At 72.7% G+C, this 24,568-nt stretch carries 21 protein-coding genes; 11 read left to right on the top strand and 10 right to left on the bottom strand.

The window, feature by feature from the left end; all coding sequences use genetic code 11:
• Nucleotides 1-88 precede the first annotated feature (88 nt).
• Nucleotides 89-406 (top strand): hypothetical protein, encoded by a 318-nt coding sequence (locus tag AMIR_RS10540; RefSeq protein ID WP_143760691.1) that lies wholly within the window; start codon nucleotides 89-91, stop codon nucleotides 404-406.
• Here the strand turns inward: AMIR_RS10540 and AMIR_RS10545 are convergent.
• Nucleotides 403-2,013 (bottom strand): PucR family transcriptional regulator, encoded by a 1,611-nt coding sequence (locus AMIR_RS10545; protein ID WP_015800937.1) that lies wholly within the window; start codon nucleotides 2,011-2,013, stop codon nucleotides 403-405. The genes AMIR_RS10540 and AMIR_RS10545 overlap by 4 nt on opposite strands.
• 117 nt (nucleotides 2,014-2,130) lie before the next feature.
• Between AMIR_RS10545 and AMIR_RS10550 the strand changes: the two genes are divergently transcribed.
• From AMIR_RS10550 to AMIR_RS10560, 3 genes are all read left to right on the top strand, one after another.
• Nucleotides 2,131-3,423: an aspartate aminotransferase family protein gene (locus AMIR_RS10550; RefSeq protein ID WP_015800938.1), complete on the top strand. Its 1,293-nt coding sequence runs from the start codon at nucleotides 2,131-2,133 to the stop codon at nucleotides 3,421-3,423.
• The gene (locus AMIR_RS10555) at nucleotides 3,420-4,961 is read left to right on the top strand and encodes a CoA-acylating methylmalonate-semialdehyde dehydrogenase (RefSeq protein ID WP_015800939.1); all 1,542 of its coding nucleotides are present in this window, start codon (nucleotides 3,420-3,422) and stop codon (nucleotides 4,959-4,961) included. Before AMIR_RS10550 ends, AMIR_RS10555 begins: the two co-directional genes overlap by 4 nt.
• A gap of 197 nt (nucleotides 4,962-5,158) precedes the next feature.
• Complete coding sequence (locus AMIR_RS10560; protein WP_015800940.1) at nucleotides 5,159-5,473, top strand: hypothetical protein; 315 nt, start codon at nucleotides 5,159-5,161, stop codon at nucleotides 5,471-5,473.
• A 515-nt stretch (nucleotides 5,474-5,988) separates the two neighbouring features.
• Here the strand turns inward: AMIR_RS10560 and AMIR_RS10565 are convergent.
• Nucleotides 5,989-8,214, bottom strand: coding sequence for an elongation factor G-like protein EF-G2 (locus AMIR_RS10565; protein WP_015800941.1), 2,226 nt, complete (start codon nucleotides 8,212-8,214; stop codon nucleotides 5,989-5,991).
• A 273-nt stretch (nucleotides 8,215-8,487) separates the two neighbouring features.
• Between AMIR_RS10565 and pdxS the strand changes: the two genes are divergently transcribed.
• The 4 genes from pdxS (at nucleotide 8,488) to AMIR_RS10585 (ending at nucleotide 12,466) form a co-directional block, all read left to right on the top strand.
• A complete protein-coding gene (gene pdxS / locus AMIR_RS10570) occupies nucleotides 8,488-9,456 on the top strand; it encodes a pyridoxal 5'-phosphate synthase lyase subunit PdxS (RefSeq protein WP_015800942.1) in 969 nt (322 codons plus the stop codon).
• Nucleotides 9,457-10,491: 1,035 nt separating this feature from the next.
• On the top strand, nucleotides 10,492-11,106 hold the full coding sequence (gene pdxT / locus AMIR_RS10575) for a pyridoxal 5'-phosphate synthase glutaminase subunit PdxT (RefSeq protein WP_015800943.1): 615 nt from the start codon (nucleotides 10,492-10,494) through the stop codon (nucleotides 11,104-11,106).
• Nucleotides 11,107-11,125: 19 nt separating this feature from the next.
• Nucleotides 11,126-11,881 (top strand): YebC/PmpR family DNA-binding transcriptional regulator, encoded by a 756-nt coding sequence (locus AMIR_RS10580; protein ID WP_015800944.1) that lies wholly within the window; start codon nucleotides 11,126-11,128, stop codon nucleotides 11,879-11,881.
• Between the two features lie 72 nt (nucleotides 11,882-11,953).
• A complete protein-coding gene (locus AMIR_RS10585; RefSeq protein ID WP_041836686.1) occupies nucleotides 11,954-12,466 on the top strand; it encodes a DUF4262 domain-containing protein in 513 nt (170 codons plus the stop codon).
• Between the two features lie 144 nt (nucleotides 12,467-12,610).
• Here the strand turns inward: AMIR_RS10585 and AMIR_RS10590 are convergent, their stop codons facing one another.
• The 5 genes from AMIR_RS10590 to AMIR_RS10610 form a co-directional block, all read right to left on the bottom strand.
• Nucleotides 12,611-13,174 carry a TIGR03086 family metal-binding protein gene (locus AMIR_RS10590; protein ID WP_205590430.1) on the bottom strand — a complete coding sequence of 188 codons (564 nt, stop codon included), beginning with the start codon at nucleotides 13,172-13,174 and terminating at the stop codon, nucleotides 12,611-12,613.
• Nucleotides 13,175-13,238: 64 nt separating this feature from the next.
• Nucleotides 13,239-13,787, bottom strand: coding sequence for a TetR/AcrR family transcriptional regulator (locus AMIR_RS10595; protein ID WP_015800947.1), 549 nt, complete (start codon nucleotides 13,785-13,787; stop codon nucleotides 13,239-13,241).
• A gap of 21 nt (nucleotides 13,788-13,808) precedes the next feature.
• A complete protein-coding gene (locus AMIR_RS10600; RefSeq protein WP_015800948.1) occupies nucleotides 13,809-15,314 on the bottom strand; it encodes an MFS transporter in 1,506 nt (501 codons plus the stop codon).
• Between the two features lie 275 nt (nucleotides 15,315-15,589).
• Complete coding sequence (locus AMIR_RS10605) at nucleotides 15,590-16,882, bottom strand: cytochrome P450 (RefSeq protein WP_015800949.1); 1,293 nt, start codon at nucleotides 16,880-16,882, stop codon at nucleotides 15,590-15,592.
• A 31-nt stretch (nucleotides 16,883-16,913) separates the two neighbouring features.
• On the bottom strand, nucleotides 16,914-18,083 hold the full coding sequence (locus AMIR_RS10610) for a cytochrome P450 (RefSeq protein WP_015800950.1): 1,170 nt from the start codon (nucleotides 18,081-18,083) through the stop codon (nucleotides 16,914-16,916).
• 220 nt (nucleotides 18,084-18,303) lie between these two features.
• Here AMIR_RS10610 and AMIR_RS10615 point away from each other — a divergent pair, with 220 nt between their 5' ends.
• Complete coding sequence (locus AMIR_RS10615) at nucleotides 18,304-19,386, top strand: TetR/AcrR family transcriptional regulator (protein ID WP_041837586.1); 1,083 nt, start codon at nucleotides 18,304-18,306, stop codon at nucleotides 19,384-19,386.
• 357 nt (nucleotides 19,387-19,743) lie between these two features.
• Here the strand turns inward: AMIR_RS10615 and AMIR_RS35465 are convergent, their stop codons facing one another.
• The 3 genes from AMIR_RS35465 to AMIR_RS10630 form a co-directional block, all read right to left on the bottom strand.
• Entirely contained in the window at nucleotides 19,744-20,205 is a 462-nt protein-coding gene (locus tag AMIR_RS35465) for an acyl-CoA thioesterase (protein ID WP_015800952.1), read from the bottom strand.
• Nucleotides 20,206-20,215: 10 nt separating this feature from the next.
• Nucleotides 20,216-21,373 carry an MFS transporter gene (locus AMIR_RS10625; RefSeq protein WP_041837588.1) on the bottom strand — a complete coding sequence of 386 codons (1,158 nt, stop codon included), beginning with the start codon at nucleotides 21,371-21,373 and terminating at the stop codon, nucleotides 20,216-20,218.
• A gap of 172 nt (nucleotides 21,374-21,545) precedes the next feature.
• Entirely contained in the window at nucleotides 21,546-22,142 is a 597-nt protein-coding gene (locus AMIR_RS10630; RefSeq protein ID WP_015800954.1) for a TetR/AcrR family transcriptional regulator, read from the bottom strand.
• A gap of 136 nt (nucleotides 22,143-22,278) precedes the next feature.
• Between AMIR_RS10630 and AMIR_RS40110 the strand changes: the two genes are divergently transcribed.
• Together AMIR_RS40110 and AMIR_RS10645 are read left to right on the top strand one after the other, a co-directional pair.
• Nucleotides 22,279-23,256, top strand: a complete 978-nt coding sequence (locus AMIR_RS40110; RefSeq protein WP_187313499.1) for a Scr1 family TA system antitoxin-like transcriptional regulator — start codon at nucleotides 22,279-22,281, stop codon at nucleotides 23,254-23,256.
• Between the two features lie 81 nt (nucleotides 23,257-23,337).
• Nucleotides 23,338-24,564: a glutamate-cysteine ligase family protein gene (locus tag AMIR_RS10645; protein WP_015800956.1), complete on the top strand. Its 1,227-nt coding sequence runs from the start codon at nucleotides 23,338-23,340 to the stop codon at nucleotides 24,562-24,564.
• The last annotated feature ends 4 nt before the right edge of the window (nucleotides 24,565-24,568 follow it).

The following is a 24,568-nucleotide window of genomic DNA, read 5'->3' on the forward strand; positions in this document are numbered from 1 at the left end:
TCACCCGGTTCAGCGAGTCCGGTCCGGTCGCGCGGCTGCCGATGACGCAGTAGGCCCAACCCCCTACTTCCGTGAACGAGGACGCGCCGTGCCACCGACCCGCGCCGTGCCGCCCCAGCACGCAGCACCGCCGACCCGCGCAGTGCTGTCGACCCGCGCCGTGCCGCCGACCCGCGCCGCGCTGTCGACCCGCGCCGCGCTGCTGACCCGCGCGGTGCTCTCGACCCGCGCGGTGCCGAGGCTGACCCGAGCCGCCGCCCTGCTCGCCGTCGGCGCCGCGCCGCTGATCGCCGGGATCACCTCGGCCACCGACGGCGCGCGCACCCTCGCCCCCGAGGTCCACGACGGCGCGCGCCCGACCGCCGACCAGCACGCCGCGCCACCCCGCCCCGACGCCCCGTCCTAGCGGTCCAGCTCGCGCACCAGCAGCGCGATGTGCAGCGACAGCAACGACTCCGGGTCCTCCAGCGACACCCCGAGCACCTGCTGCACCCGCGCCAGCTGCTGGTAGTACGCCGTCCGCGACAGGTGCGCCGCCGCCGCGGCCGCCGACTTGTTCCCGCCCTGCTCGCACAGGTGCCGCAGCAGCTCCACCAGCCTGCTCCCGTGCGCCCGGTCGCGGGCCAGCAGCACGCCCAGCTCCCGGTCGGCGAACGCCCGCACCCGCTCGTCCTCGCGCAGCAGGTGCAGCAGCCCGCGCAACCGCACGTCGTCGAGCCGGTGGTACAGCCGCACCCCCGGCGACCGCAGCGCCGCCCCCGCCACGTGCGCCGCCTCCCCGAGGCTGCGCCGCACCTCCGGCACCCCGCACACCACCGTCCCGACCGCCACCACCACCGGCAGCCCGTGCTGCGTGGCCGCCGCCGCCCGGTGCACCTCGCGGGCGAACTGCCGCAGCGCCCCCTCCACCGGGGCCTGCGGCGGCAGCGCCAGCAGCGCCCGCACGCTCGTGTCGTCCACCACCCCGACCAGCGCGGGCACCGGCACCCGCCGGGCCGCCAGCGCCGTCGCCTCGGCCAGGTCCCGCAGCACCTCCTGCGTGGCCAGCGACTGCCCCGGCGTGGTCGCCGCGCCCGGCCGGATCGCCACCCCGAGCAGCTGCCGCCGCTCCAGCGGCACCCCCAGCGCGGCGGCCCGCGCGGGCAGGTCGGCGGGCGGCCGGTCCAGCAGCTGGGTGAGCAGCGTGCGGTGCGTCTGCCGCTCCAGCGACTCCCGGTCCCGCGCCACCAGCCGGTGCACGGCCAGCGCGGACGCCGCCCGCTCCGCGACCACCACGTGCCGGTGCGGCGGCTCGGCCGCGCTGACCAGCACGAGCCTGCCCCAGTCCGACCCGCGCGCCCCCACCGCGGTCACCAGCCACCCCGGCCCCGCGTGGTAGGCGGTCCGCCCGGCCCCGGACACCTCGCGCGAGCGCGCGCCCCAGTCGGCCAGCAGCGCCACCGGGTCCTGCCCGGCCGCGTCGTACGCCAGCACCTCGTGCCCCAGGGTCTCCAGCACCACCGGCAGCCCCGACGTGCGCGCCACCTCCCGCAGCACCTCGGCCGGTTCCGCGCCCGCCACGGTCAGCGCCGTGAACGCCTCGTGCACCTGCTCGGCGGCCCGCAGCTCGGCGAGCTGCGCGTCCACGATCAGCGACACCACCGCCTCGGTGACCGCGACGAACCGCACCTCCACCGACAGCGTGACCAGTGGCAGCCCGTGCTCCTGCGCCGCCGCGACCAGCGCCCCCGGCACCCCGCCCCGCCACCGCCGCACCAGCTCCACGACCAGCCCGGTCGCCCCCACCCCGGCCAGCCCCGCCACGTACTCGCGCAGCGCCTCCGGCTCCTCCGGCAGGGCGATCCCGCTGGTCAGCACCAGCTCCCCGCCGCGCAGCAGCGGCGCGATGTCGGCGACCTCGGCCACGTGCACCCAGCGCACCGACCGCCCCAGCCCCTCCGCGCCCGCGACCACCCTGGGCTGACCCTGTCGCACCACGGACAGGGATAACGCCTCCGCCACGGTCGGGTACATGCACACAACGTAATCGCCGCTCCGGGAAAGCGGTACAGGTTGTGCATGGCGGTGGGCCGCCGCGCCCCGTGAGACTGCGGGGGAGATGCGGGAGAGCGCGAACAGCGGGAGGCGCGGATGGCGCACGACGAGCTGCTGGCCAGGCACCGGGCGGTCCTGCCGGACTGGATGGCCCTGTACTACGACCACCCGATCGAGATCACGAGGGGCAGCGGCAGGCACGTCACCGACGGCGAGGGCCGCACCTACCTGGACTTCTTCGCTGGCATCCTCACCAACGGCGTCGGCTACGACATCGCCGAGATCAGCGACGCCATCCGGTCCCAGATCGACACCGGCGTGCTGCACAGCTCCACCCTGTACCTGATCCGCTCGCAGGTGGAGCTGGCCGAGAGGATCGCCGGGCTGTCCGGCATCCCGGACGCCAAGGTGTTCTTCACCAACTCCGGCACCGAGGCCAACGAGACCGCGCTCATGCTGGCCTGCGGGCACCGCCGCAGCGACCAGGTCCTCGCCCTGCGCAACTCGTACCACGGCCGGGGCTTCGCGGCGACCGGCGTCACGGGCCTGCGCGCCTGGTCGCCGACCGCGCTCAGCCCGCTCAAGGTCGCCTGGGTGCACGGCGGCTACCGCTACCGCAGCCCGTTCCGCGACCTGTCCGACGCCGACTACGTCGCCGCGTGCGTGGCGGACCTGCGGGACGTGCTGAACACCGCCACCTCCGGCGACGTCGCGTGCATGATCGTCGAGCCGATCCAGGGCGTCGGCGGGTTCACGCTGCCGCCGGACGGGCTGTTCGCCGCGTTCAAGGAGGTCCTGGACGAGCACGGCATCCTGCTCATCTCGGACGAGGTCCAGACCGGCTGGGGGCGCACCGGCGAGCACTTCTGGGGCATCGGCGCGCACGGCGTCACCCCTGACGCGATGACCTTCGCCAAGGGGCTCGGCAACGGGCTGGCCATCGGCGGCGTGGTCGCGCGCGGCGACGTCGTGGACGGCCTCACCGCCAACTCGATCTCCACGTTCGGCGGCAACCCGGTGTCCACGGCGGGCGCCCTGGCGACGCTGGACTACCTGCTGGACCACGACCTCCAGTCCAACGCGGCCAAGCTCGGCGCCCGGCTGATCTCCGGGCTGCGCGACGTCGCCGCCGACCACCCGCTGCTCGGGGACGTGCGCGGCAAGGGCCTCATGGTCGGCCTTGAGCTGGTCGGCGAGGACCGCGCGCCCGACCCGGCGGCGGCGGTGGCCGTGCTGGAGGCGACGCGCGAGCGCGGCCTGCTGGTCGGCAAGGGCGGGCTGCACGGCAACGTCATCCGCCTCGCCCCGCCGCTGTCGGTGACCGCCGACGAGGTGGAGGAGGCGCTCGTGGCGCTGCGGGACGCGGTCGCGGAGGTGTCGGCCCGATGAGCCTGATCTCCGAGGGCGGGGACGAGGCCGCCGACCGGGTCACCGCGAAGCGGATCACGCACTGGATCGGCGGCAAGCCGTGGACCGGCGGAGCCTCCCGCACCGGCGAGGTGCACGACCCGGCGACCGGGCGGGTCGCGTCCACCGTGGACCTGGCCTCGGCCGAGGTGGTCGACCGGGCGGTCGAGGTCGCGGGGGAGGCGTTCACCCGGTGGCGGGACTCGTCGCTGGCGCAGCGGTCCTCGGTGATGTTCGCGTTCCGCGAGCTGCTGCACGCCCGCAGGGGCGAGCTGGCCGCGATCGTCACCGCCGAGCACGGGAAGGTCCTCGCCGACGCGGCGGGGGAGGTGCAGCGGGCGCTGGAGAACGTCGAGTTCGCCTGCGGCATCCCCCACCTGCTCAAGGGCGGGTTCAGCGAGAACGCGTCCAGCCGCGTCGACGTGTACTCGATCCAGCAGCCGCTCGGCGTGGTCGCGGTCGTGTCGCCGTTCAACTTCCCGGCCATGGTGCCGCTGTGGTTCGTGCCGACCGCGATCGCCTGCGGCAACGCGGTCGTGCTCAAGCCCAGCGAGAAGGACCCGTCCGCGTCGGTGTTCCTGGCCGAGCTGTTCGCCGAGGCCGGGTTGCCCGACGGCGTCCTGAACGTGGTCCACGGCGACAAGGAGGCCGTCGACCGCCTCCTCGTCCACCCGGACGTGAAAGCCGTGTCCTTCGTCGGATCCACCCCGGTGGCCCGCTACGTCTACGAGACCGCGACCGCGCGCGGCAAGCGCGTCCAGGCCCTGGGCGGCGCCAAGAACCACATGGTCGTCCTCCCCGACGCCGACCTGGACCTGGCGGCGGACGCCGCGGTCTCGGCCGGCTTCGGCTCGGCGGGGGAGCGCTGCATGGCGATCTCCGCCGTCGTCGCCGTCGACCCGGTGGGCGACACCCTGGTGGCCAAGATCGCCGAACGCATCGCCGCGCTGAAGGTCGGCGACGGCCGCCGCGCGGGCTGCGACATGGGCCCGCTGATCACCGCCGCGCACCGCGACCGCGTCACGTCCTACCTGGACAGCGGCGTGGCCGACGGAGCGGACCTGGTGGTGGACGGCCGGAACCACACGATCGACGGTTCCCCCGAGGGCTTCTGGCTGGGCCCGACCCTGTTCGACCGGGTCGGCGTGGACATGGCGGTGTACCGGGACGAGGTGTTCGGCCCGGTCCTGTCGGTCCTGCGCGCGACCGGCTACGACGAGGCCCTGGACCTGGTCAACGCCAACCCGTACGGCAACGGAGCGGCGATCTTCACCAACGACGGCGGCGCGGCCAGGCGCTTCCAGCACGAGGTGGAGGTCGGCATGGTCGGCGTGAACGTGCCCATCCCGGTGCCCGTCGCCCACTACTCGTTCGGCGGCTGGAAGGACTCCCTGTTCGGCGACTCGCACGCCTACGGCCCGGAGGGCGTGCACTTCCACACCAGGACGAAGGTCGTCACCGGCCGCTGGCTCGACCCATCCCACGGAGGGGTGAACCTGGGGTTCCCGCAGAATACCTGACGTGACCCTCGAAGGGCCCGGAACCGCCTAAATCGGGTCCGGGCCCCGGTTCTATTCCACTTCGTGCCGGATTTGGTGATTTCTTTGGAATAGGCGTTGTGAATGGCGTAGGGTCGACCGCGTTGTCGCGCAGTTGTCCCGCACCAGACCGGCGAACGCCGGTCCGCTTGCCGTTCGCGGTGGGACGAGGAGCCCCGGTGGTCATCACTCGTGAGATCGACCCTCCCCGGATCCTGCTGGCGGGCGAGGTCGAGGACCGCCACCTGGACGAGTTGACCATCCTCCTCAGAACCGCGGAACCGGCGGACGGAGACGTCCGAGTCTCACTGCGCGGCGTGGCGTTCCTGCAGGCAGAGGTAGTGCGCACCCTGGTCCGAACAGCCGGCGAACTAGCCGACCGCGACCTGACCCTGGTCCTGGACCTGGCCCCCCACCACCGCTGGGCGATCACAGCCCTGGGCTGGAACGACGCCCCAGGCCTGGTCATGGTGAACGGCGACAACCCACCCTGACCCGCCACCACTCCCCGCGCCCCGCAACCCCGCACACCGCACAGCCAACTTTCCCGAACTTTTCTCACACCACCCCCACCCTTTTCCTGTCACTCCGCTGTCCTTCGTTCACAGCGCCGACAAACCAGCGATGAATTTCCCTGATGGCCCATTCGCCTCAGTCAAGGCAACCCCACAGCGGAACTCCGCCCATCCCCCCACCGTGCCGCCTAAAACACCTCCACCTCACAATTCCCACCCCACTGTGCAGCGGAAAAACGACAGCCCACTCCCGTCCCACCACCCCGCTCACCCCACCCGGCTCGCCTCCCGCCTCCCGCCTCCCACCTCCCGTCTCCCACCTCCCGTCTCCCACCTCCCGTCTCCCACCTCCCGTCTCCCACCTCCCACCTCCCGCCTCCCGCCTCCCGCCTCCCGCCTCCCGCCTCCCGCGTCCGGCCTCCCGCCTCCCGCTCCCGCTCCGCGCTACCCGCCCAGGACCAGGACCAGGACCAGGACCAAGCCCAGGTCTAGGTCTAGGGCTGGCCACCGCTGCCGGTAGTGACTCGTAGCGGCTCGTAGTGGGCGAAGCGGCGGGTGTGCGCCCCCGTTCCCGAGGTGAGCGAGCGCAACTCCACCGCGTAGCGCAGCAGCGAGGTGCACGGCACCTCCGCCCGGATCGTCGAGATCCCCGGACTGACGTCCGCCTCGGTGCCCAGCACCCGCCCCCGCCTAGCCGACAGATCACCCAGCACCGCGCCCAGGTGCTCGTCCGGCAACCGCACCACCACCTCGTCCACCGGTTCCAGCAGCACCGTCGCCCCGCCCGAGGCGGCGTCCTTCAACGCCAGCGACCCCGCCGTCTGGAACGCCGCGTCCGACGAGTCCACCGAGTGCGCCTTGCCGTCCACCAGCGTCACCCGGACGTCCACCACCGGATGTCCTCCGGGCAGCCCGCGTTCGAGCTGCGCGCGCACGCCCTTCTCCACGCTGGGCACGAACTGGTTCGGGATCGAACCGCCGACCGTCCGGTCCACGAACTCGAACCCTGCCCCGCGCGGCAGCGGCTCCACCACGACGTCGCACACCGCGTACTGCCCGTGCCCACCGGACTGCTTCACGTGCCTGCCATGCCCCTTCGCCACCGAGGCGAACGTCTCGCGCAGCGCCACCCGCACCGGCTCGGTGTCCACCTCCGTCCCGCCCGCGCGCAACCTGGCCAGCACCACGTCCGCGTGCGCCTCGCCCATGCACCACAGCACCAGCTGGTGCGTCTCGGTGTTCCGCTCCAACCGCAGCGTCGGATCACCCGCGACGAGCTTCCCGAGGTTGCGCGCCAACGAGTCCTCGTCACTGCGACTGCGCGCCGCCACCGCCACCGGCAGCAACGGCTCGGGCATCGCCCACGGCCGCACGAGCAGCGGCTCGTCCGGCGCGGACACCGTGTCCCCGGTCTCGGCGCTGCCCAGCTTGGTCACCGCGCACAGGTCCCCGGCCACGCAGAAGGGCACCTCGCGCAGACTCGCGCCCAACGGCGAGTAGACGTGCGCCACCCGCTCGTCCACGTCGTGGTCCTCGTGCCCCCGACCGCCCATCCCGTGCCCGGACACGTGCACCGCCCGCTCGGGCCGGAGCGTCCCCGAGAACACCCGGACCAACGACACCCGCCCGACGAACGAGTCCACAGCGGTTCGCACCACCTCGGCCACCAGCGGCCCGTCCGGGTCGACGGCGAGCCGAGGCCGAGGCACCCCGTCCACCCCGGTCACCTCGGGCAGCGGGTGCTCCAGCGGCGAGGGGAACGCCCTGCTGATCCCGTCGAGCAGCTCGGGCAGCCCTACCCCGGTCGTGGCGCACACCGGGATGACCGGGTGGAAGGCCCCACGCGCGACGGCCTTCTCCAGATCAGCGACCAACGTGGCCTGCTCGACCACCTCACCCCCGAGGTACCGCTCCAAGAGCGTCTCGTCCTCGCTCTCGGCGATGATCCCCTCGATCAACACCTCCCGCCCCGCCCGGTGCTCCTCCTCGGTGAACTCCACCTGCGCCAACAGGTTCACCAACCCGGTCTCGGTGACCCCACCGGCGAACAGCCCACTCCCACCTCCCCGCCCACCGCCCCCTCCGCTTCCGCTCCCACCTCCACTCCTGCTCCCACCTCCGCTTCTGCTGCTTCCCCTGCTCTCGTTCCCGCCTCCACTCCCGTCATTTCCGTCACTCCCGTCACCCGGCAGGTAGAGCGGGACCACTCCCGCGCCGAACGCCTCCTGGCAGGCGGTGATGGTCGCCGCGACGTCGGCTCGCTGGTGGTCGGTCCGCGAGATGACGACCGCGCGCGGCATCCCCACCGCGGCGCACTCGGCCCACAGCGCCCTGGTCGCCGCGTCGACCCCCTCGGCCGCGCACACGACGAACAGCGCCGCGTCCGCCGCCCGCAACCCGGCCCGCAGCTCACCGACGAAGTCGGCGTACCCCGGCGTGTCGATGAGATTGATCTTGATGTCACCGTGCCGCACCGGCGCCACGGCCAACCCGACCGACCGCTGCTGCCGCACAGCGGCCGGATCGTGGTCGCACACCGTGGTCCCCTCGGCGACCGAGCCCGCCCGGCTCAGCACACCGGTTCCGGTCAGCAGAGCCTCGGTGAGCGTCGTCTTGCCCGACCCGGACGGACCGACGAGGACGACGTTGCGCACCTTGCCGGGATCGTCCACAGCGACCGCGGCTGCCGGGTGTGAGTTGTCGGAGTTCTTGCTGGACATGTGAGACCGCCCTCCGCAAGTGTTAGTGCTCGATCTCACACCCGCGAGGACCGTGGCGACAAGGGGAGGGCGCTGGTCGGTGGTAGCACGCGGGATGGGCGGGTGACGGTTCCGGCAGGTGCGTCTGGACCTCCTGATCGGTGTGTCGGGCGGGTGTTCCGGGGCGGCGAGTGGACTGCTGAGAACGGTGTGGATTGGCTCCTTTCAGCGGGCCACGTCGCACGTACGCTCCTGTTCGTCCTCGTCCGCCGCTGTGAAAGGGCTGGTCCTGCCGTGGTTGCTTCCTCTTCTCCTTCCGCTGGTGGCGCTGCTGCCACCGGTGCTGTCGCCACCGGCGTTGACGGTGCCGCCGACTCCGCTCGGGTCACCGGAACCGCGCGGGTCAAGCGCGGCATGGCGGAGATGCTCAAGGGCGGCGTGATCATGGACGTGGTCGACGCCGAGCAGGCCAAGATCGCCGAGGACGCGGGCGCCGTCGCGGTCATGGCGCTGGAGCGGGTGCCCGCCGACATCCGCGCCCAGGGTGGCGTGTCGCGGATGAGCGACCCGGACATGATCGAGGGGATCATCTCGGCCGTGTCGATCCCCGTCATGGCCAAGGCGCGGATCGGGCACTTCGTCGAGGCCCAGGTGCTCCAGTCCCTGGGCGTCGACTACGTCGACGAGTCCGAGGTGCTCACGCCCGCCGACTACGCCAACCACATCGACAAGTGGCAGTTCACCGTTCCTTTCGTGTGCGGTGCGACGAACCTGGGTGAAGCGCTGCGGCGCATCACCGAGGGGGCCGCGATGATCCGGTCCAAGGGCGAGGCGGGCACCGGTGACGTCTCCAACGCCACCACCCACATGCGCAAGATCCGGGCGGAGATCTTGCGCTTGCAGAACCTCCCTTCCGATGAGCTGTACGTCGCGGCCAAGGAGTTGCAGGCGCCCTACGAGCTGGTTCGCGAGGTCGCCGAGGCGGGCAAGCTGCCCGTGGTGCTGTTCACGGCAGGAGGCATCGCCACGCCCGCCGACGCGGCGATGATGATGCAGCTCGGAGCCGAGGGCGTGTTCGTCGGTTCCGGCATCTTCAAGTCGGGCAACCCCGCGCAGCGCGCCGAGGCCATCGTCAAGGCGACCACCTTCTACGACGACCCCGACACCATCGCCAAGGTCTCCCGCGGACTGGGTGAGGCCATGGTCGGCATCAACGTCGACGACCTCCCGCAGCCCCACCGGCTCGCCGAGCGCGGTTGGTGACGAGCGCGAGTCGCGCCGAACGCTGTCGCCACCGCGTGCGGTTCACCTCGGGCGTCATCGCTCCCGCCTGCGGTTCACGCTGAACGCCACCGCTGCCGCGCGCGGTGTGATGTCGCACCTGGCTGATGGTGAACGTGGTTGCTGTCGGGCATGTCTGGCACCGGGCGCGGTTGGGACCGCCCCCGACTGATGACGGGTGAGGTTGCGCCGATCTCGGCTGATGGTGGTCGAGGTCGGCGCTGGGCGCGGTCGATCCCGGCTGAATGGCGGGCGAGGCCGCACCGGGTGCGGGATGGCGCGGGTCCGGTACCTCGGGCAGGTGGGAGTGACGCGAGGGCTGGGATGTGAAGGCGGTGCGCGGTTGCGGGTGCCGTCAGCGCGACCTGTCGGCCAGCGACTGGTTGGCCTCTCCTTCCTGTCGTCCCCTCTGCCCTCTCTGCCCTCTCGCGCGTCCCGCGAGTCGCACCGAGCCTTCCTTGGCCACGCCGCACCGTCCCCCACCGTGCCCTCTCCGGCCACGCCTCGTCGCACGACGGCTCCTCGGCCGTCGCGTCGTCGACCGCGGCCCCCGTGGCGGCCTCGTCGGACGTCGCGATAAATCGGACACCGGTGGTTCGGACGGCACGGAGCACCGCGCCCCCGCAAATCGGAGCAACGAGCAATACGTCGAACAGATGTTCGAATTGGGCTGCATGGCTCAATGATCGACCCGTGGGCCACTCGGGGCAATAGCTCGAACGGGTGTTCTAATCAGCACCTCTCTTCCCCGAACCCCCGAACCTCTGTGGTGATCACAACATCAAGCCTTGCCCAAGCCCAGCGGCACGCGCGGCGCGGACGCTCTAGCGTCGGAGACGCGGAAGTGAGCCTTCCTCCAATCCGTCGTCCGGCCGCCCACCACGCCGCCGGGCGCAGCGCGGGACCGCGTCACTCGCGTCCCGCAGGTAGTCCGATCGGGCCGGACGGGTGTCACGAGCCCCGTCCGGTCCGGTCACCTGAAGGCGGAACCCCCGCCCGGAGGAAGGAACCCCGCACATGTCCACCGTCGGTGTCCTCGCCCTGCAGGGCGACGTGCGCGAACACCTGGTAGCGCTCGCCGAGACGGGTGTCCTGGCCCGCCCGGTGCGGCGTCCCGAAGAGCTGGACGAGGTCGACGGCCTCGTCCTCCCCGGCGGGGAGTCGACCACCATCGCCCGCCTCCTGCACACCTTCGACCTGCTCGAACCCCTCCGCACCCGGATCAAGGACGGGATGCCCGCCTACGGCTCCTGCGCCGGCCTGGTCCTGCTCGCCGACCGGGTCCTCGACGGCCGCCCCGACCAGCAGCAGGTCGGCGGCCTGGACGTCGTGGTCCGCCGCAACGCCTTCGGCCGCCAGGTCGACTCCTTCGAGGCCGAACTCCCCTTCGAGGGCCTCGAAGAGGGCCCCGTGCGCGCCGTCTTCATCCGCGCCCCGTGGGTGGAATCGGCGGGAGACGGGGTGGAGGTGCTGGCCAGGGCCCCCGAATCCGATGACCTGGGTCCCGCCGCCGGTAGGATCGTCGCGGTTCGGCAGGGAAACGTGCTCGCCACCTCGTTCCACCCGGAACTGACCGGTGACGGGCGGGTGCACCGCCTTTTCACGGACATGGTCCGCGCTGCCGCGGGCTGAAGGACTCGACGGAGGAGACATGAGCGGCCACTCCAAGTGGGCGACCACCAAGCACAAGAAGGCCGCAATCGACGCCAAGCGCGGCAAGCTCTTCGCGCGGTTGATCAAGAACATCGAGGTGGCGGCCCGCACCGGCGGCGGCGACCCCGACGGCAACCCCACGCTGTACGACGCCATCCAGAAGGCCCGCAAGAACTCGGTCCCGCTGGACAACATCGAGCGCGCCCGCAAGCGCGGCGGTGGTGAGGAAGCCGGTGGCGCCGACTGGCAGACCATCATGTACGAGGGCTACGGCCCGAACGGCGTCGCGGTCCTGGTCGAGTGCCTGACCGACAACCGCAACCGCGCGGCCAGCGAGGTCCGCACCGCCATGACCCGCAACGGCGGCCAGATGGCCGACCCCGGCTCGGTCTCCTACATGTTCGCCCGCAAGGGCGTCGTGATCGTGCCCAAGAACGACGGGCTCACCGAGGACGACCTGCTCATGGCGGTGCTGGACGCGGGCGCCGAGGAGGTCAACGACCTCGGTGACAACTTCGAGGTCGTCTCCGAGGCGGGCGACCTGATCCCGGTCCGCAAGGCGCTGCAAGACGCCGGTCACGACTACGAGTCGGCCGACGCGAACTTCCTGCCGTCCGTGTCGGTCCCGCTGGACGTCGAGGGCGCGCGCAAGATCTTCAAGTTGATCGACGCGCTGGAGGACTGCGACGACGTGCAGAACGTCTTCGCGAACTTCGACGTCTCCGACGAGGTCATGGCCGAGGTCGACGCCTAGTCCGACCCCGGCGCACGGGGTCCGGCTTGGTCCGGGCCCCGTGCGCGCCCGTCCCGCGTGCACAATGGCGACGTGTCGACACCCGCGCTGAACCCAGGGGAAGAGAACCTCCGCCGCTGGCTGCTGGAGCAGGCCGAGGTGCACGGCCACGCCATCATCAACGTCCCGCAGGACGACGAGGGCGCCATGTACTCGTTCTCGGTCGGGGCGTGGCGCAGGTTCGGCGTCGCCGAGGCGGTGGTGGTCGGCCTCGACCACGAGTACGCCGAGGTCCTGATCCGGACCTACGTGGACCGCGCCAGCCGTGGTGAGCGGTTCCTGCCGGGCAAGCTGTACTTCGACTTCCTCGAGAACGCACCGGTGACCTTCGAGCGGGTGTTCCGCGGCTTCTACCCGGAGTTCCTGGGCAGCGCGTTCCTCCTCTACGGCTCGGGCGACTTCGCCGCGGTGCAGATCCTGGTGCCCTCGGGCGACGGGAAGTGGCCGTGGCAGCGCGACGCGCCCCCCGGCTTCGCGGACTGGCAGCTGCTGCTCACCGAGAGCGGTCGGCCGGAGAGCTGGGCGCCGGGGGTCAGCGGGCCCTGACGTTGTCCGGCCGTCGTCATCCCGGCGCGCGCCGACCGCGCACAACGGCCGCGCGCTACCAAGGACGTGGGCGCGGGCGCCCCACCCGCGCCGCAGCGGACCGAGGGGGAGCGCTCGGACCTCAGCTCCCCCTCGGCGCGCGGATCATGGTCTGCGCCCGAGCAGCGCGACGAGCCTGGTCTGCGCGTCGGCGTCCGCCCCGACCGGCACCGGGTCGGCGAACAACCCGCTCCCGCTCCACGCGCCCGCCTCGCGCTCGGCGAACGCCAGCACCGCCTCGGCGAGCCCCGCGTCCACCTGCCGGTCCGCGCCGACCGCGGTGGCCAGGTCCCAGGTGTGCACGGTCAGGTCGAGCGTCATCTGCCACCCGTACTCGTCCGCGCCCGCCTCGCCGGAGCTGAGCCGCACCCGCTTGGCCAGCGCGTCCGGCTCGATCCAGGCCTCCCGCGCGGCGGACGCGGCCAGCACCCACGAGTGCCGGGGGTCCGCGCCGAGCCGGTCGCCGTCGAACCGGTCGCCGACCTGCTCGACCGTGCACCCGGCCAGCAGCTCCGGCGCCCACAGCTGCTCCCGCACGAGGTGGTCGACCAGGTCGCGCACCGTCCAGCCCGCGCAGGGCGTGCCCAGCTCCCACTGGTCGGCGCGCACCCGTCGGACCCTGTCGTCGAACTCGTTCATCGCCCGTCCGTGGGCCTCGATCAGTTCCACCACACGAGTGGAACAAATCCGCGCCGACCCCGCAGCGCGACGGCCTGACCAGCCGATCAGCGGATCATCCCCGCTCGGCGTCTTCCACCAGCCGGGTGATCCGCTCGGTGAGTCGCCCGCGCAGCTCCGGTGACAGCTCGCCGTAGCCGAGCGCCTGGTACATCCACAGCCCGTCGGCGGCCAGCCGCGCGACCAGCCTGGTGAGCGCCACGTCGTCGTGCTCGGCGTTCTCGGCGGGCTCGCTCCACTTCGCCAGCACGTCCGCCCACGGCCAGGTCATCTCGTCGTGCGGCACCGACTCCAGCATCAGCTGCAGGTCCGCGCGCGTCGCGCTCTCCAGCGACACCCGCGCGTACGCGGCCAGCCGCTCCGTCGCGGTGGCGTCGGCGGCCTTCTTGCCCGCCTCCGCCTCCAGTTGCGCCTCCCACTGCTCGGCCAACCACTGGTGCAGCGCCACGAGCAGCGCCTCGCGCGCCGGGAAGTGGTACATCAGGCCGCCCTTGGTCAGCCCGGCCTCCACCGCGACCGACTCCAGCGTCAACCGGGTCAGCCCCTCCCGCTGGACGAGCGCGAAGGCCGCCTCCAGGATCTTCGTGCGGTTGCTCTGTCGCATTCGGGTGCTCCTCGCGGTGGTTCAGTGCCCGCTGATCGTCCCAGCCCGACCCCGGTCGCCCCGGAGCAGGACCGCCGTGGCCACCGCGCCCGCCACCAGCACCCCGGCCGCGACGAGCAGCACCCAGGTGAACCCGGTGTCGAACGCCGCGAACGCCGGTTCCAGCACCGCCCGGTCGCCGTTCGCGCTGGTCACCGCACCGGTCAGGCTTTCCCGCGCGGCCTGCGGCACGTCACCGGGCAGGTCGACGACGGCGCTGTACACGCCGGTGAGCAGGCTGCCCAGCAGCGCCACGGCGGTGAGGCTGCCGAACTCGTAGGACACCTCCTCGACCGACGAGGCCATCCCGGCCCGGTGCGCGGGCGCGCTGCCGATGATCGCCGACGACGCCACGCCCATCACCCCGCCCATGCCCAGGCCCGCGACCACCAGTCCCGCGATCAGCCAGCCGAGTCCGGCGGGCAGCGCCAGCGCCGTCCACAGCACGCCCGCCGCCGTCACGGCCAGACCGCCCGCGATCAGCACGCGCAAGCCCACGACGTGCAGGAACGCCCCGCCGAGGAGACCGGTGACCAGTGAACCGGCGGCGGCCGTGGCGACCACCAGCCCGGCTTCGAGCGGGCTGAACCCGGCGACCAGTTGGAACCGCTGCGTCGTCACCAGCTGCACGCCCGCCATCGCGAACATCGCCACGCCCGCGCTCAGCACGCCCGCCAGGAACACCGGGTTCCGGAACAGCGCGAAGTCCAGCAGCGGGTGCGCGAGCGAGCGCTGGCGGCGGGCGAACGCCCAGAACCCGGCGGCCGACGCGGGCAGCGCCACGGCCAGCACCGGCAGTGAGACGGTGGCCGCCGCCAGCTCCTTGATCACCAGCACCAGACCGACCAGGCCGACCATGACCTGCAACGACGACAGCGCGTCCCACTGCTTCGAGCGGTCGGCGACGCCCTTCGGGGCCACCAGCGCGGTCGCGACGAGCGCCACGAGCACCACCGGCACGTTGACCAGGAACACCGAGCCCCACCAGAAGTGCCGCAGCAGCAGGCCGCCCAGCACCGGGCCGAGCGCCGCGCCGACCACGGCGACGCTGCCCCACACGGCGATCGCGAGGTTGCGCTCGCGCTCGTCGGTGAAGGACAGGCGGATCAGGGCGAGCGTCGCGGGCATCATCGTCGCGGCGCCCACGGCCAGCACGGCGCGGGCCGCGATCAGGACCTCGGGGGAGGTGGCGAAGGCGGCCAGGACCGAGGCGGCGCCGAACAGGACGAGGCCGACCAGGAACATCAGGCGGTGGCCGACGCGGTCGCCGAGGGTGCCCGCGCCGAGCAGCAGACCGGCCATGACCAGCGGGTACGCGTTGATGATCCACAGGCTCTGGGTGGCGCTGGCCCTCAGGTCCTCGGTCAGGGTGGGCAGGGCCGTGTAGAGCACCGAGTTGTCCAGGGTGATCATCAGCAGGCCCAGTGCGACCGTGACCAGCAGGGTCCACCGGCGGGACGTGCCGGTGGGCGCGTTCACCGTCGTCATGACGACCTCGTTCCGCTCCTGGGCGCTGCCGCCCGGTCAAACTGTACCTTCCAGAAGGTACAGTTTGCGGGAGCTGCGAGGACAGCCCGGAAGGCTGGAAGGTGACGAGGGTCAACCGAGGGGGATGCTCTGGAGCGCACAACACCTCGCCGCCCTCCCGGAGGAGGGCGACGAGGGTGTTGGGAGCGCGGGGTGGCCCGCCACGGCGGCGGTGCGGCGGGACAGTCCCGCGCTGGAACCCAGGATGCACCACAACCGCACCGCGCCACCCGTGATCAGCGCTTGTTCAGCTCGATCGTGTGACCCACGGAAGTGGAAACAGGCAGGGACACCGGCCCCCGGATCGTCCCCGACCGACGCGAGCGCACCCGTCCCGCGAGCCTCAGGTCCGGGAAGCGCCCGAACAGCCCCCGTAGCGCGGCCACCGCCTCCATCCGCGCCAACCCGGCCCCCAGGCAGTAGTGGATGCCCGACGAGAACGCCAGGTGCTCGCGCCCGCGCTCACGTCCCGGCAGGAACCGGTCCGGCTCGGCGAACACCTCGGGGTCCCGGTTCGCGCCCGCCAGCAGCAGCATCACCGGCGTCATGGGCCGCAACCGCGACCCCGCCAGCTCCACCGGCTCGAACGGCGCCCGCAGCGTGTACCGCACCGGCGGGTCCAACCGCAGCACCTCCTCCACCACGGCCTCCGCCCACACCTCCTCCGCGACCAGCCGCTCCCGGTCCTCCGGCCGCTCCAGCAGCACCAGCACCGCGTTCCCGATCAGGTTCACCGTCGTCTCGAACCCGGCCACCAGCAGCAGCTCCGTGGTCGCCAGCAGGTCCTCGCGCGAGAGCCCCGGCTCCGCCGCCAGCACGCTGACGACGTCGTCGCCCGGCTCCCTCCGGCGGTGCTCGACCAGCTCCCCGAGGAACGCCTCGAACTCCGCCAGCGCCACCTCCAGCGCCCGCGCCTGCCGCACCGAGCGCACCCCGTCCAGCGCCGAGATGATCGCGCTGCCCCAGCGGCCGAACGCCGAGTGGTCACCGCCGGGCACGCCCAGCAGGTCCGCGATCACCCGCACCGGGACCCGCGCCGCGAAGTCCTCCACCAGGTCGAACCGCTCCCGGCCCGCCAACGCGTCCAGGTGCTCGTCGACCACCCGCCGCACCGACTCCTGCCTGGCCCGCAGGCCGCGCGGGGTGAACCACGGGGCGGCCAGCCTGCGCAGCCTGCCGTGGTCCGGCGGGTTGAGGGTGAGGAACGAGTCCGTCACCGGGTTCACCAGCCGCCCCCGCGGACCGGGCAGTTCCGGCGGCGGCAGCGGCTGGAGCACGCCGAACGCCGGGTCGCGCAGCACCTGGCCGCACACGGCGTGCGAGGCGGTGACGCGCATCCCGAGGTCGCTCCGCCCCAGGCGCCCGCCCGCGCGCACGCGTTCCTGCTCCCGGTTCCGGTCCCAGCGCGGCGAGGTGTCCAGCAGACGGGCGACCGGGTCGCCGAGGGCGGCTCGGGCGCGCAGCGAGGTGCGCAGCACCAGCAAGGAGGTCGCGGTCCTGAGGGCGAGGAGTGGAGCGCTGCTCGGCATCACCCCACGGTGGCCGAGCCGCGCGGCCGGTTCAAGCGGTTCGGGACAAGCGCACCCGCAACGACGCCAGCCGCCAGGTGCCGCCGTCCGGGACCCGCTCGGGGGTCTCGGCCAGCTCGACGACCGGGTAGCGCGCCAGCAGCCCGGTGATCGCGACCTCGGTCTCGACCCTCGCGAACGCCGCGCCCAGGCAGAAGTGCGGGCCGTGACCGTAGGCGAGGTGGCCGCCCTCGGCGCGGGTGAGGTCGAGGCGGTCCGGGTCGTTGTGGGCGCGCGGGTCGCGGTTCGCGCCGACCAGGGACGCGACGACCGGCGCGCCCGCCGGGACCGGTTCGCCGCCGACCTCCACCTCCTCGGCGGCGAACCTCGGGGTGGCCATCAGCTGCGGGCTCGCCCAGCGGGTCAGCTCCTCCACCGCGCGCGGGGCCAGCTCGGGGCGCTCGCGCAGGAGGGCCAGCTGGTCGGGGTGGGTCAGCAGGGCCTCCAGGGCGTTGACGACCAGGTTCGCCGGGGTCTGGCCCGCGAGCACGAGGTGCCAGACGAGGGTGGTCAGCTCGGTGTCGGTGAGGCCGTCCTCGACCTCCAGCAGCCAGGTCAGCAGGTCGTCGCCGGGGTGCGCGCGGCGGTGCGCGATGGCGGCCTTCGCGCCTTCGATGACGTCGGGGACGGCGGCGACGAGACCTTGGAGGTTCCCGGAGACGACGGCCGAGCCGTGGGCGCGCCACCGCTCCCGGTCCGCTTCGGGGATGCCGACGAGCTCGCAGATGACGTCGCTGGGCAGCGGGGAGGCGTAGTCGGCGAGAAGGTCGGCCTCGCCGTCGTCGGGCAGCGCGTCGAGGAGGGCGGTCACCAGCTCGGTGATCCTGGGGCGGAACCGGGCGGCGCGGCGGGCGGTGAACGCGGGCGCGGCGAGCCTGCGGACGCGCTGGTGCTCGGGGCCGTTCAGCTCGGACATCGTGCGCAGGTAGCGGAGGCAGTGGTCGGGGATGCCGGGGAGGCCGATGAAGCTGTTCGCGCTCACCCGGAGGCGGGGGTCGGACAGCACGGCCCTGGCGTCGTCGTGGCGGGTGGCGACGCGCAGGTCGCCCAGGCCGGGGACGGGCATCAGGGCGATGGGGGACCGCTCGCGGGCGGTGCTGTGCGCGGTGAAGGGGTCGAGCAGGGTCTTGGGGTCGCTGGGGTCGAGGACGGGGTTGGTCACGGCGGCGCTCCAGGTGGGTAATTCAGATGTTCTCATCATTCGGATGTTGAGAGTATCTGGATAGGGGTTGGAGTCAAGCGTGCGTGGGGTGCTCGTGGGCTAGAAGAACCACCCGATCGGGAGAGGTCCGAGGGTGTTGGAATGGGATCTTCCGCTGCCGGACAATTGATCGCGGACGAGATGCGTCGAGCGGAGGGGTTCCGGTGAGCGGGTGGTGGGCGTGGCGCGGCTGACCAGGGCGCAGACGCAGGAGCGGACGAGGGCCGCGGTGCTGGTCGCCGCGCGCGCCGAGTTCGCCGAGCGCGGGTACCGGGACGTGAAGGTCGACGCCATCGCCGAGCGCGCCGAGCTGACCAGGGGCGCGGTGTACTCGAACTTCCCCGGCAAGCGGGCGCTGTACCTGGCGGTGCTGGCCGACCTGGTCGAGCGCACCCCGCCCCCGCCGGGGGCCCGTCCGGGCCGGACCCTGGAGGAGGCGCTGGGGGCGCTGGCGAGGACGTGGGTGACGCCGGTGCCCGACGGGATCGGCCGCGCGCTGCCACCCGAGCTGGCGGGTGAGGTGGCGGACGTGCTGGGCGCGCTGGCGGGGGTCAACGCCGTGCTGCTCGGTCTGGCGACCGAGGCACTGGCCGGGGTGCGCTGGGACGGCCCGATCCACACCCGCCGGGTGCGGTTGGCCGAGCTCGTGCTGGCGCTGCTGCACGGGGCGCGGCAGTTGGACTCCCTGCCGGGTGGGGCGGGGGCGCCTGGGGCTTATGACGTGGTGAGCGCGTGCGAGCGGCTGGCGGGGTTGGTGATGGACGACTGGTGGGCGCCTGCGGAGCCTGCGGTCGAGGCGCGGGAGGACGACCGGGAGTGGGTGACTCCCGAGGGGTTGGTCGACCTGGTGAGGGGGAGGGGCATCGAGCCTGGTGACGGGGTGGGGGCGGTGCTCGGTGACGGGGTGGTCGCAGTGCTGGGCGTGCGGCGCTGGGACGCGGTGGAGCGGGTGGCGCGTTGTGGTGTGCCGGTGACGATCGCACTGGTGACCGACACGCCCACCGAGGTGCTGCCACTGGTGCGGGCGGTGGTGGGGGAGCTCTGCGCGGCGGTGCGGGTGGCGTTTCCCGAGACAGCGTGGCCAGAGGTGCGCCTGGTGTGCGATCCGGGCGGGCGGCTCGCGACTGCGGCCGGGTTCGCCGAGACCGGGGACACGACCGAGGCGGCAGCCCTGCTGTCCGGCGGCCGAGTGGTGGCGACCGCTGAGGGGACCGGCGCGGTCACGGCGGTCCTCGGTGTCCGATCACTCAGCAGGGAGGGGTGATCGATTGAGCTGAGGGCCGCCGGTGCGTGCACTGGCACTGACATTGGCGTGAGCTGGAATCGCGATCGAGGCATGAACCCACGTGGTGGCTGCTTGCCAACCGCCTGCGTTCCGTCAACCGCTTGTGTCCCGCTGACCGCTTATGCCCAGCTTGCGGGCTCCTGGGATGGCCGTTCTTGTGGCTGGCTTTGGCCGGGCGCGCTTGCGGAGGTGCCTTGCGGTGCCTGATTGCCTCGCCGTGGAGCCGTGGAGCCGTGGAGCCGTGGAGCCGTGGAGCCGTGGAGCCGTGGAGCCGTGGAGCCGTGGAGCGTGCGGTCGTGCAGTTGCAGGTTGCGTGGGGCGCGGGCGGGTACAGGGTTAGGGGCGTTTGGTGGTCGTGGTGGTGATGTGGCCGTTGCGGGTGGTTCGGGTGCGTTGTTCCAGGGCTCGGCGCAGTTCGTCCGGGATCGGGGTGTGCCTGGGTTCCGGGGTGCCGCAGGCGGTGTAGCGGGTCCAGCCGACCGCTACCGGGGTTCCGTCGACCTCGGCCTCGAAGCCCAGGGTCATCGTCGTGCTGCCCAGGGTGCGCACTCGTACGTTGATGCGCATCATGTCGTCGAAGCCCGCCTCGCCCAGGTAGCGCACCGACGTCTCGGCCACCGCGAACTCCACGCCGTGCTTCTCCAGCTCCCGGTACGAGCCGAGCATCGACCTGACCGTCTCCACCATCGCCGCCTCGAAGAAAATCGGGTAGCGGGACGCGTGCACCACGCCCCGCCGGTCGCAGTCGACCGGGCGGACCCGGATGCGGTGCACGTGGGCGGGGCGGGGATCGGCCATGCGCGGGATACTAGGGCGTCACCCGAAGGGTTTTCCGGTTCGTAGTGGCGGCTGCTCCGACCGTCGCAGCGATCACCTGCCCTGCGGCGGCCAGCCAGATCACCCCTGACGGGGGCCACGTCGACAGCAGGGGGCCGCCTGCTGCGGCGCCCAGTGCGTACGTGCCGATCTTCAGGCTTGCGCCTGTCGTGGAGAGCTGGCCCAGCAGGGTGGGTGGGGTGTAGCGCTGCCTGGCGCTGATCGTCGCCGGGAGGATGGGGGCGTCCACCAAGCCGGTGAGTGCCACCAGGGCCACCAGGGCCCAAGTGGTGCTCGCCAGTGGCCAGGTGGCCAGGGCTGCGCCGTAGAGGGGCAGTGCTGTGAGCACTACGCGTTCCGGGGGCCAGCGGTCCAGGCGTCGGCGCAGTGCCAGGAGGCCGACTGCGCATCCGGTCTCCAGCACGGCTAGGAGCAGGCCCAGGCGGTGCGGGGTGCCGTCCAGTTCGGTCAGGCGTGCTGGGAGTGCTGTTGCCAGCAGGCCTGCCGCGCCGTACCCCAGTGCCGAGGCGATCGTCGTGCCGCGCAACGGTGGGGTCACCGCCAGGTGGCGCAGGCCCCGGCGCAGCGCGACGAACAGGGGCGGGTGGTCGCCTGGTGGGTGTGGGGGGACGCGCAGCCAGAGCGTGCACAGGCCGCCTGCCAGGGCCAGTGCCGCGATCACCAGCGCCGCGGTCACCGGTCCGCTCGTCGCGGCCAGCACGCCGGCCAGTGCCGGGCCGCCGATGGCTGCGGCGGTGAACAGCAGTGCGTCGTCCGAGGTCGAGCGGGAGAGGTTGGTGGTCAGTCTGGGGACGAGGCTGGTGAAGCCGCCGCTGGTCAGGGGGAGGGCCAAGCCTGCCAGGAACGCCGAGAGCGCCAGTGCGGGCGTGCTCGGCAGGAGTGCCATGGCCAGAGTTGAGGCGGCCAGTGCGAACTGGTTGCCTGCCAGGGTGGCCACGGGGTGCGCGGTGCGGTCCAGCCACGCGCCCAGCAGTGGGCCTGATACCACCGACGGGATCGTGTACGCGGCGACTACCAGGCCGGATAGTGCTGAGCTGCCGGTTCGCTCCAGTGCTAGCAGCACCAGGGTCACGGCCACCATCTCGTCGGCGAGTCTGGCCAGGCCCGCGCACAGCAGGTACAGCCGCATCACGCGAAACGCTCCTCCCCGTGCCGACGAGGACTGACCCGGTGCCCGATTCGGTGATCGATCTGGCACTCGTTCCCACCGGGCTGCGGAGACTCACTGTCCACCCGGTTGCCGGGTAGCGGGTGAGGTGCGTGGCTGGGGAGCGGGGCAGGCTGTTCGGCGGTGGGGTGGGTCAGCCTGTGCGGCGGTGGCGGCGGACGGACTCCTCCACCAGGTCGAGGACCGGTTCCAGGTCGTCTGCGGGGAGGCCCATGGCCAGGTGGGAGACCAGGCCTTCCAGGACCAGCTCCAGGAACGACGTCAGGACGGCCACGTCCACGTCGTCGCGGAGGTTGCCCGCCTCGCGCTGGCGCTGGAGGCGCTGCCTGGTCGCGTCGGTGAGCTGGCTGGAGCGCTCCGCCCAGCGCCCGCGGAACTCAGGGTCCGTGCGCAGTCGCCGTGACACCTCCAGGCGGGTGCCCAGCCAGTCCGCCGGGTGCTGCTCGCCATCATCGTGGCGCGGGGTTGCGAGCAGTTCTCGCATCACCTGGACCAGGCCCTGCTCGGCCACCACCTCGGCCATGCGGATCGCGTCGTCCTCGGCCAGCGCCAGGAACAGCGACTCCTTGTCCCGGAAGTGGTGGAAGATCGCTCCCCTGGACAGGCCGGTACCCTCTTCGAGGCGGCGCACGGTGGCGCCCTCGTAGCCGAAGCGCGCGAAGCAGGCACGCGAGCCGTCCAGGATCTGGCGGCGGCGGGCGTCTAGGTGGTCCTGACTCACCCTGGGCACTCGGTGATCGTCCCAGCACCCGCCCGCGAAATCCAATCAGTACGTACGGATTGTTCCGTCAATCATGTGATCCTTTGGGGTGCACTTTCCGGGCGCTCGGCGAAACGCCAGGTCAGAACACGTATGGTGCGGTTCCGTGAGATCAGGGGACGGGGTGTCGCCGTGGCCGCTCTGGTCACCGTCGAAGCGGATCGCGGTCGACGTCGTCGACCTGGTGCGCCTGGTGGGCGGCAGCCAGCGGGGTGATGAGCGGCGGGCCCGGTCGCTGGTCTGCTACGAGGTGCTGGTCGTGCCGGAGTGGTTGCGCACTGCGGACTACGCGCTGGCCTACGGCTGCGACAACGGTTTCGGGAACGGTGGGCAGGGCGACGCCAGGGATGGCAGGCAAGGCGGCGCCTGGAACTGCGGGCAGGGCGGCACCCTGGACGACGGGCAGGACGGTGCCAGGGATGGTGGGCAGGGCGGCACCCTGGGCGGCACCCTGGGCGGCGGGCAGGGCGGCGCTGCTGGTGGGAGCAGTGACGAAAGTGGGCCTTTGGGTGCTGGTGGGAGCAGTGACGAAAGTGGGCCTTTGGGTGCTGGTGGGAGCAGTGACGAGGGTGGGCCCTTGGGTGCTGGCGGGAGCGGTGGTGACGTCGGGCCCGGACCTCGCAGTGCTGGTGAGGGCGGTGCCGGGGCCGACCTCCTGAGCGGCGGCGTGAGCAGCGGTGACGTCGAGCCCGGCCCGTCGACCCCGCCCCCCGACTCCGCCTTCTACCTGCACGAGGCCGTCCTGCACACCCCCGTCGGCGGGCCCGGCGCGCACGCTCGGCAGCTGCTGGCCCTCGCCGCCTCGCCGTGGCCGGTCCGGGTGGTGCCGTTCGGGGTTGGGGCGCATCCTGCGCTGGCCAGGCCGTTCGTCTACCTGGAGTTCGCCGACGCGCCCCCGGTCGCCTACTCCGGCGGGCGGGTGGAGAGCGCTGGGCCGCACCGGGAGGCGCTCGCGGTGCTGGAGGAGCTCGCGCTGGGGGTCGACGCCTCGCGGGCACTGCTGGCCACGTGGAAAACCGCCGTTCACGGACCGCTCGCGGGGCGTGGCGCTGCGTGCACATCGGACACCCCCGATTCCCATTGATCCGTAAGGGTTTTGTTCGCTGCGTCGATCGGTATTCCCGGTGTAGCGTCGAGCCCGACCGAGGCCGACAGGGGAGTGCGCATGGTTGCCGCAGTTCACCCAAGTCCGGCGCACGGCCCGGCTCCCGCGTCCTTCCGGGACCGCGCGGAGGCCGAGGCCTACGTGGCGTCGGTGTGCTTCAAGCACGGACCGCCGAGGCTCATCGGCGTCGAGATCGAGTGGACCGTCCACCACCTGGGCGATCCCTCCCTACCCGTGGACGCGGCGCTGTTCTCCGCCGCGCTGGGCGACCACGCGCCCCCGACCCTGGTGCCGGACAGCCCGCAGCGCACGCTGCCCAGCGGCACGCCGCTGACGGTCGAGCCCGGCGGCCAGGTCGAGATCTCCACCCCGCCGCGCGACTCGCTCACCGAGCTGCTCAAGACCGTCGCGTCGGACGTCGACCACCTCGCCGGCCTGCTCGAACCGGCCGGGTTCACCCTCGGCGACCGGGGAGCCGACCCGTTCCGCCCGCCGCGCCGCCTGCTGGACGTCCCCCGCTACCGGGCGATGCAGCACGCCTTCGACGCGCTCGGCCCGGACGGCCTGACCATGATGTGCAGCACGGCCGGTCTCCAAGTGTGCCTGGACGCCGGTGAGGGCCCGGACGTGGCCACCCGCTGGGCCGCCGCGCACGCGCTCGGACCCGCGCTGATGGCCCTGTTCGCGAACTCGCCCGGTGTCGGCGGGCGGCGCCCGGACTGGGCCAGCGCCCGGATGCGCACCCTCTACGGCACCGACCCGGTGCGCTGCCGCCCCGGCGCGGTGTGCGACGACCCGGCCTCGGCCTGGGCGCGCCGGGTGCTGGACGCGCCGGTCATCGTGGTGCGCAGGCCGGGACCGGACTGGATCCCGCCGCACCGCCTCACCTTCGCCGACTGGGTCGACGGGGCGCTCGACCGCAGGCCCACCACCGAGGACCTGGACTACCACCTGACGCTCCAGTTCCCGCCGGTCCGCCCGCGCGGCTACCTGGAGATCCGCTACCTGGACACGCCGGGCCCCGGCGGCTGGATCCCCCCGGTGGTGCTGCTGGCCGCCCTCTTCTCGCACCCGTCCGTGGTGGACTCGGTGCTGGAAGCGACCGGTCCCTCGGTTCGGCGCTGGCTCACCGCCGCCCGGCACGGGCTGGACGACCCGGTGCTGGCCCGCGTCGCCGCGCAGGTCGTCGAGCTGGGCTGCGCCGCGCTGCACCGCACCGACCTGTCGCCCGCGCAGGCCGACGTGGTCGCCGACGAGCTGCACCGCGCGCTCGCCCGGCGTCGCTGACGGT

This window comes from Actinosynnema mirum DSM 43827 (assembly GCF_000023245.1).
GTDB classification, from domain to species: domain Bacteria; phylum Actinomycetota; class Actinomycetes; order Mycobacteriales; family Pseudonocardiaceae; genus Actinosynnema; species Actinosynnema mirum.

Coding starts and splice junctions, on each gene's coding strand:
- AMIR_RS10545 (WP_015800937.1), bottom strand. CDS start 2,013: ATGTACCCGACCGTGGCGGAGGCGTTATCCCTGTCCGTGGTGCGACAG.
- AMIR_RS10550 (WP_015800938.1), top strand. CDS start 2,131: ATGGCGCACGACGAGCTGCTGGCCAGGCACCGGGCGGTCCTGCCGGAC.
- AMIR_RS10555 (WP_015800939.1), top strand. CDS start 3,420: ATGAGCCTGATCTCCGAGGGCGGGGACGAGGCCGCCGACCGGGTCACC.
- AMIR_RS10565 (WP_015800941.1), bottom strand. CDS start 8,214: ATGTCCAGCAAGAACTCCGACAACTCACACCCGGCAGCCGCGGTCGCT.
- pdxT (WP_015800943.1), top strand. CDS start 10,492: ATGTCCACCGTCGGTGTCCTCGCCCTGCAGGGCGACGTGCGCGAACAC.
- AMIR_RS10580 (WP_015800944.1), top strand. CDS start 11,126: ATGAGCGGCCACTCCAAGTGGGCGACCACCAAGCACAAGAAGGCCGCA.
- AMIR_RS10595 (WP_015800947.1), bottom strand. CDS start 13,787: ATGCGACAGAGCAACCGCACGAAGATCCTGGAGGCGGCCTTCGCGCTC.
- AMIR_RS10600 (WP_015800948.1), bottom strand. CDS start 15,314: ATGACGACGGTGAACGCGCCCACCGGCACGTCCCGCCGGTGGACCCTG.
- AMIR_RS10605 (WP_015800949.1), bottom strand. CDS start 16,882: ATGCCGAGCAGCGCTCCACTCCTCGCCCTCAGGACCGCGACCTCCTTG.
- AMIR_RS35465 (WP_015800952.1), bottom strand. CDS start 20,205: ATGGCCGATCCCCGCCCCGCCCACGTGCACCGCATCCGGGTCCGCCCG.
- AMIR_RS10625 (WP_041837588.1), bottom strand. CDS start 21,373: ATGCGGCTGTACCTGCTGTGCGCGGGCCTGGCCAGACTCGCCGACGAG.
- AMIR_RS10645 (WP_015800956.1), top strand. CDS start 23,338: ATGGTTGCCGCAGTTCACCCAAGTCCGGCGCACGGCCCGGCTCCCGCG.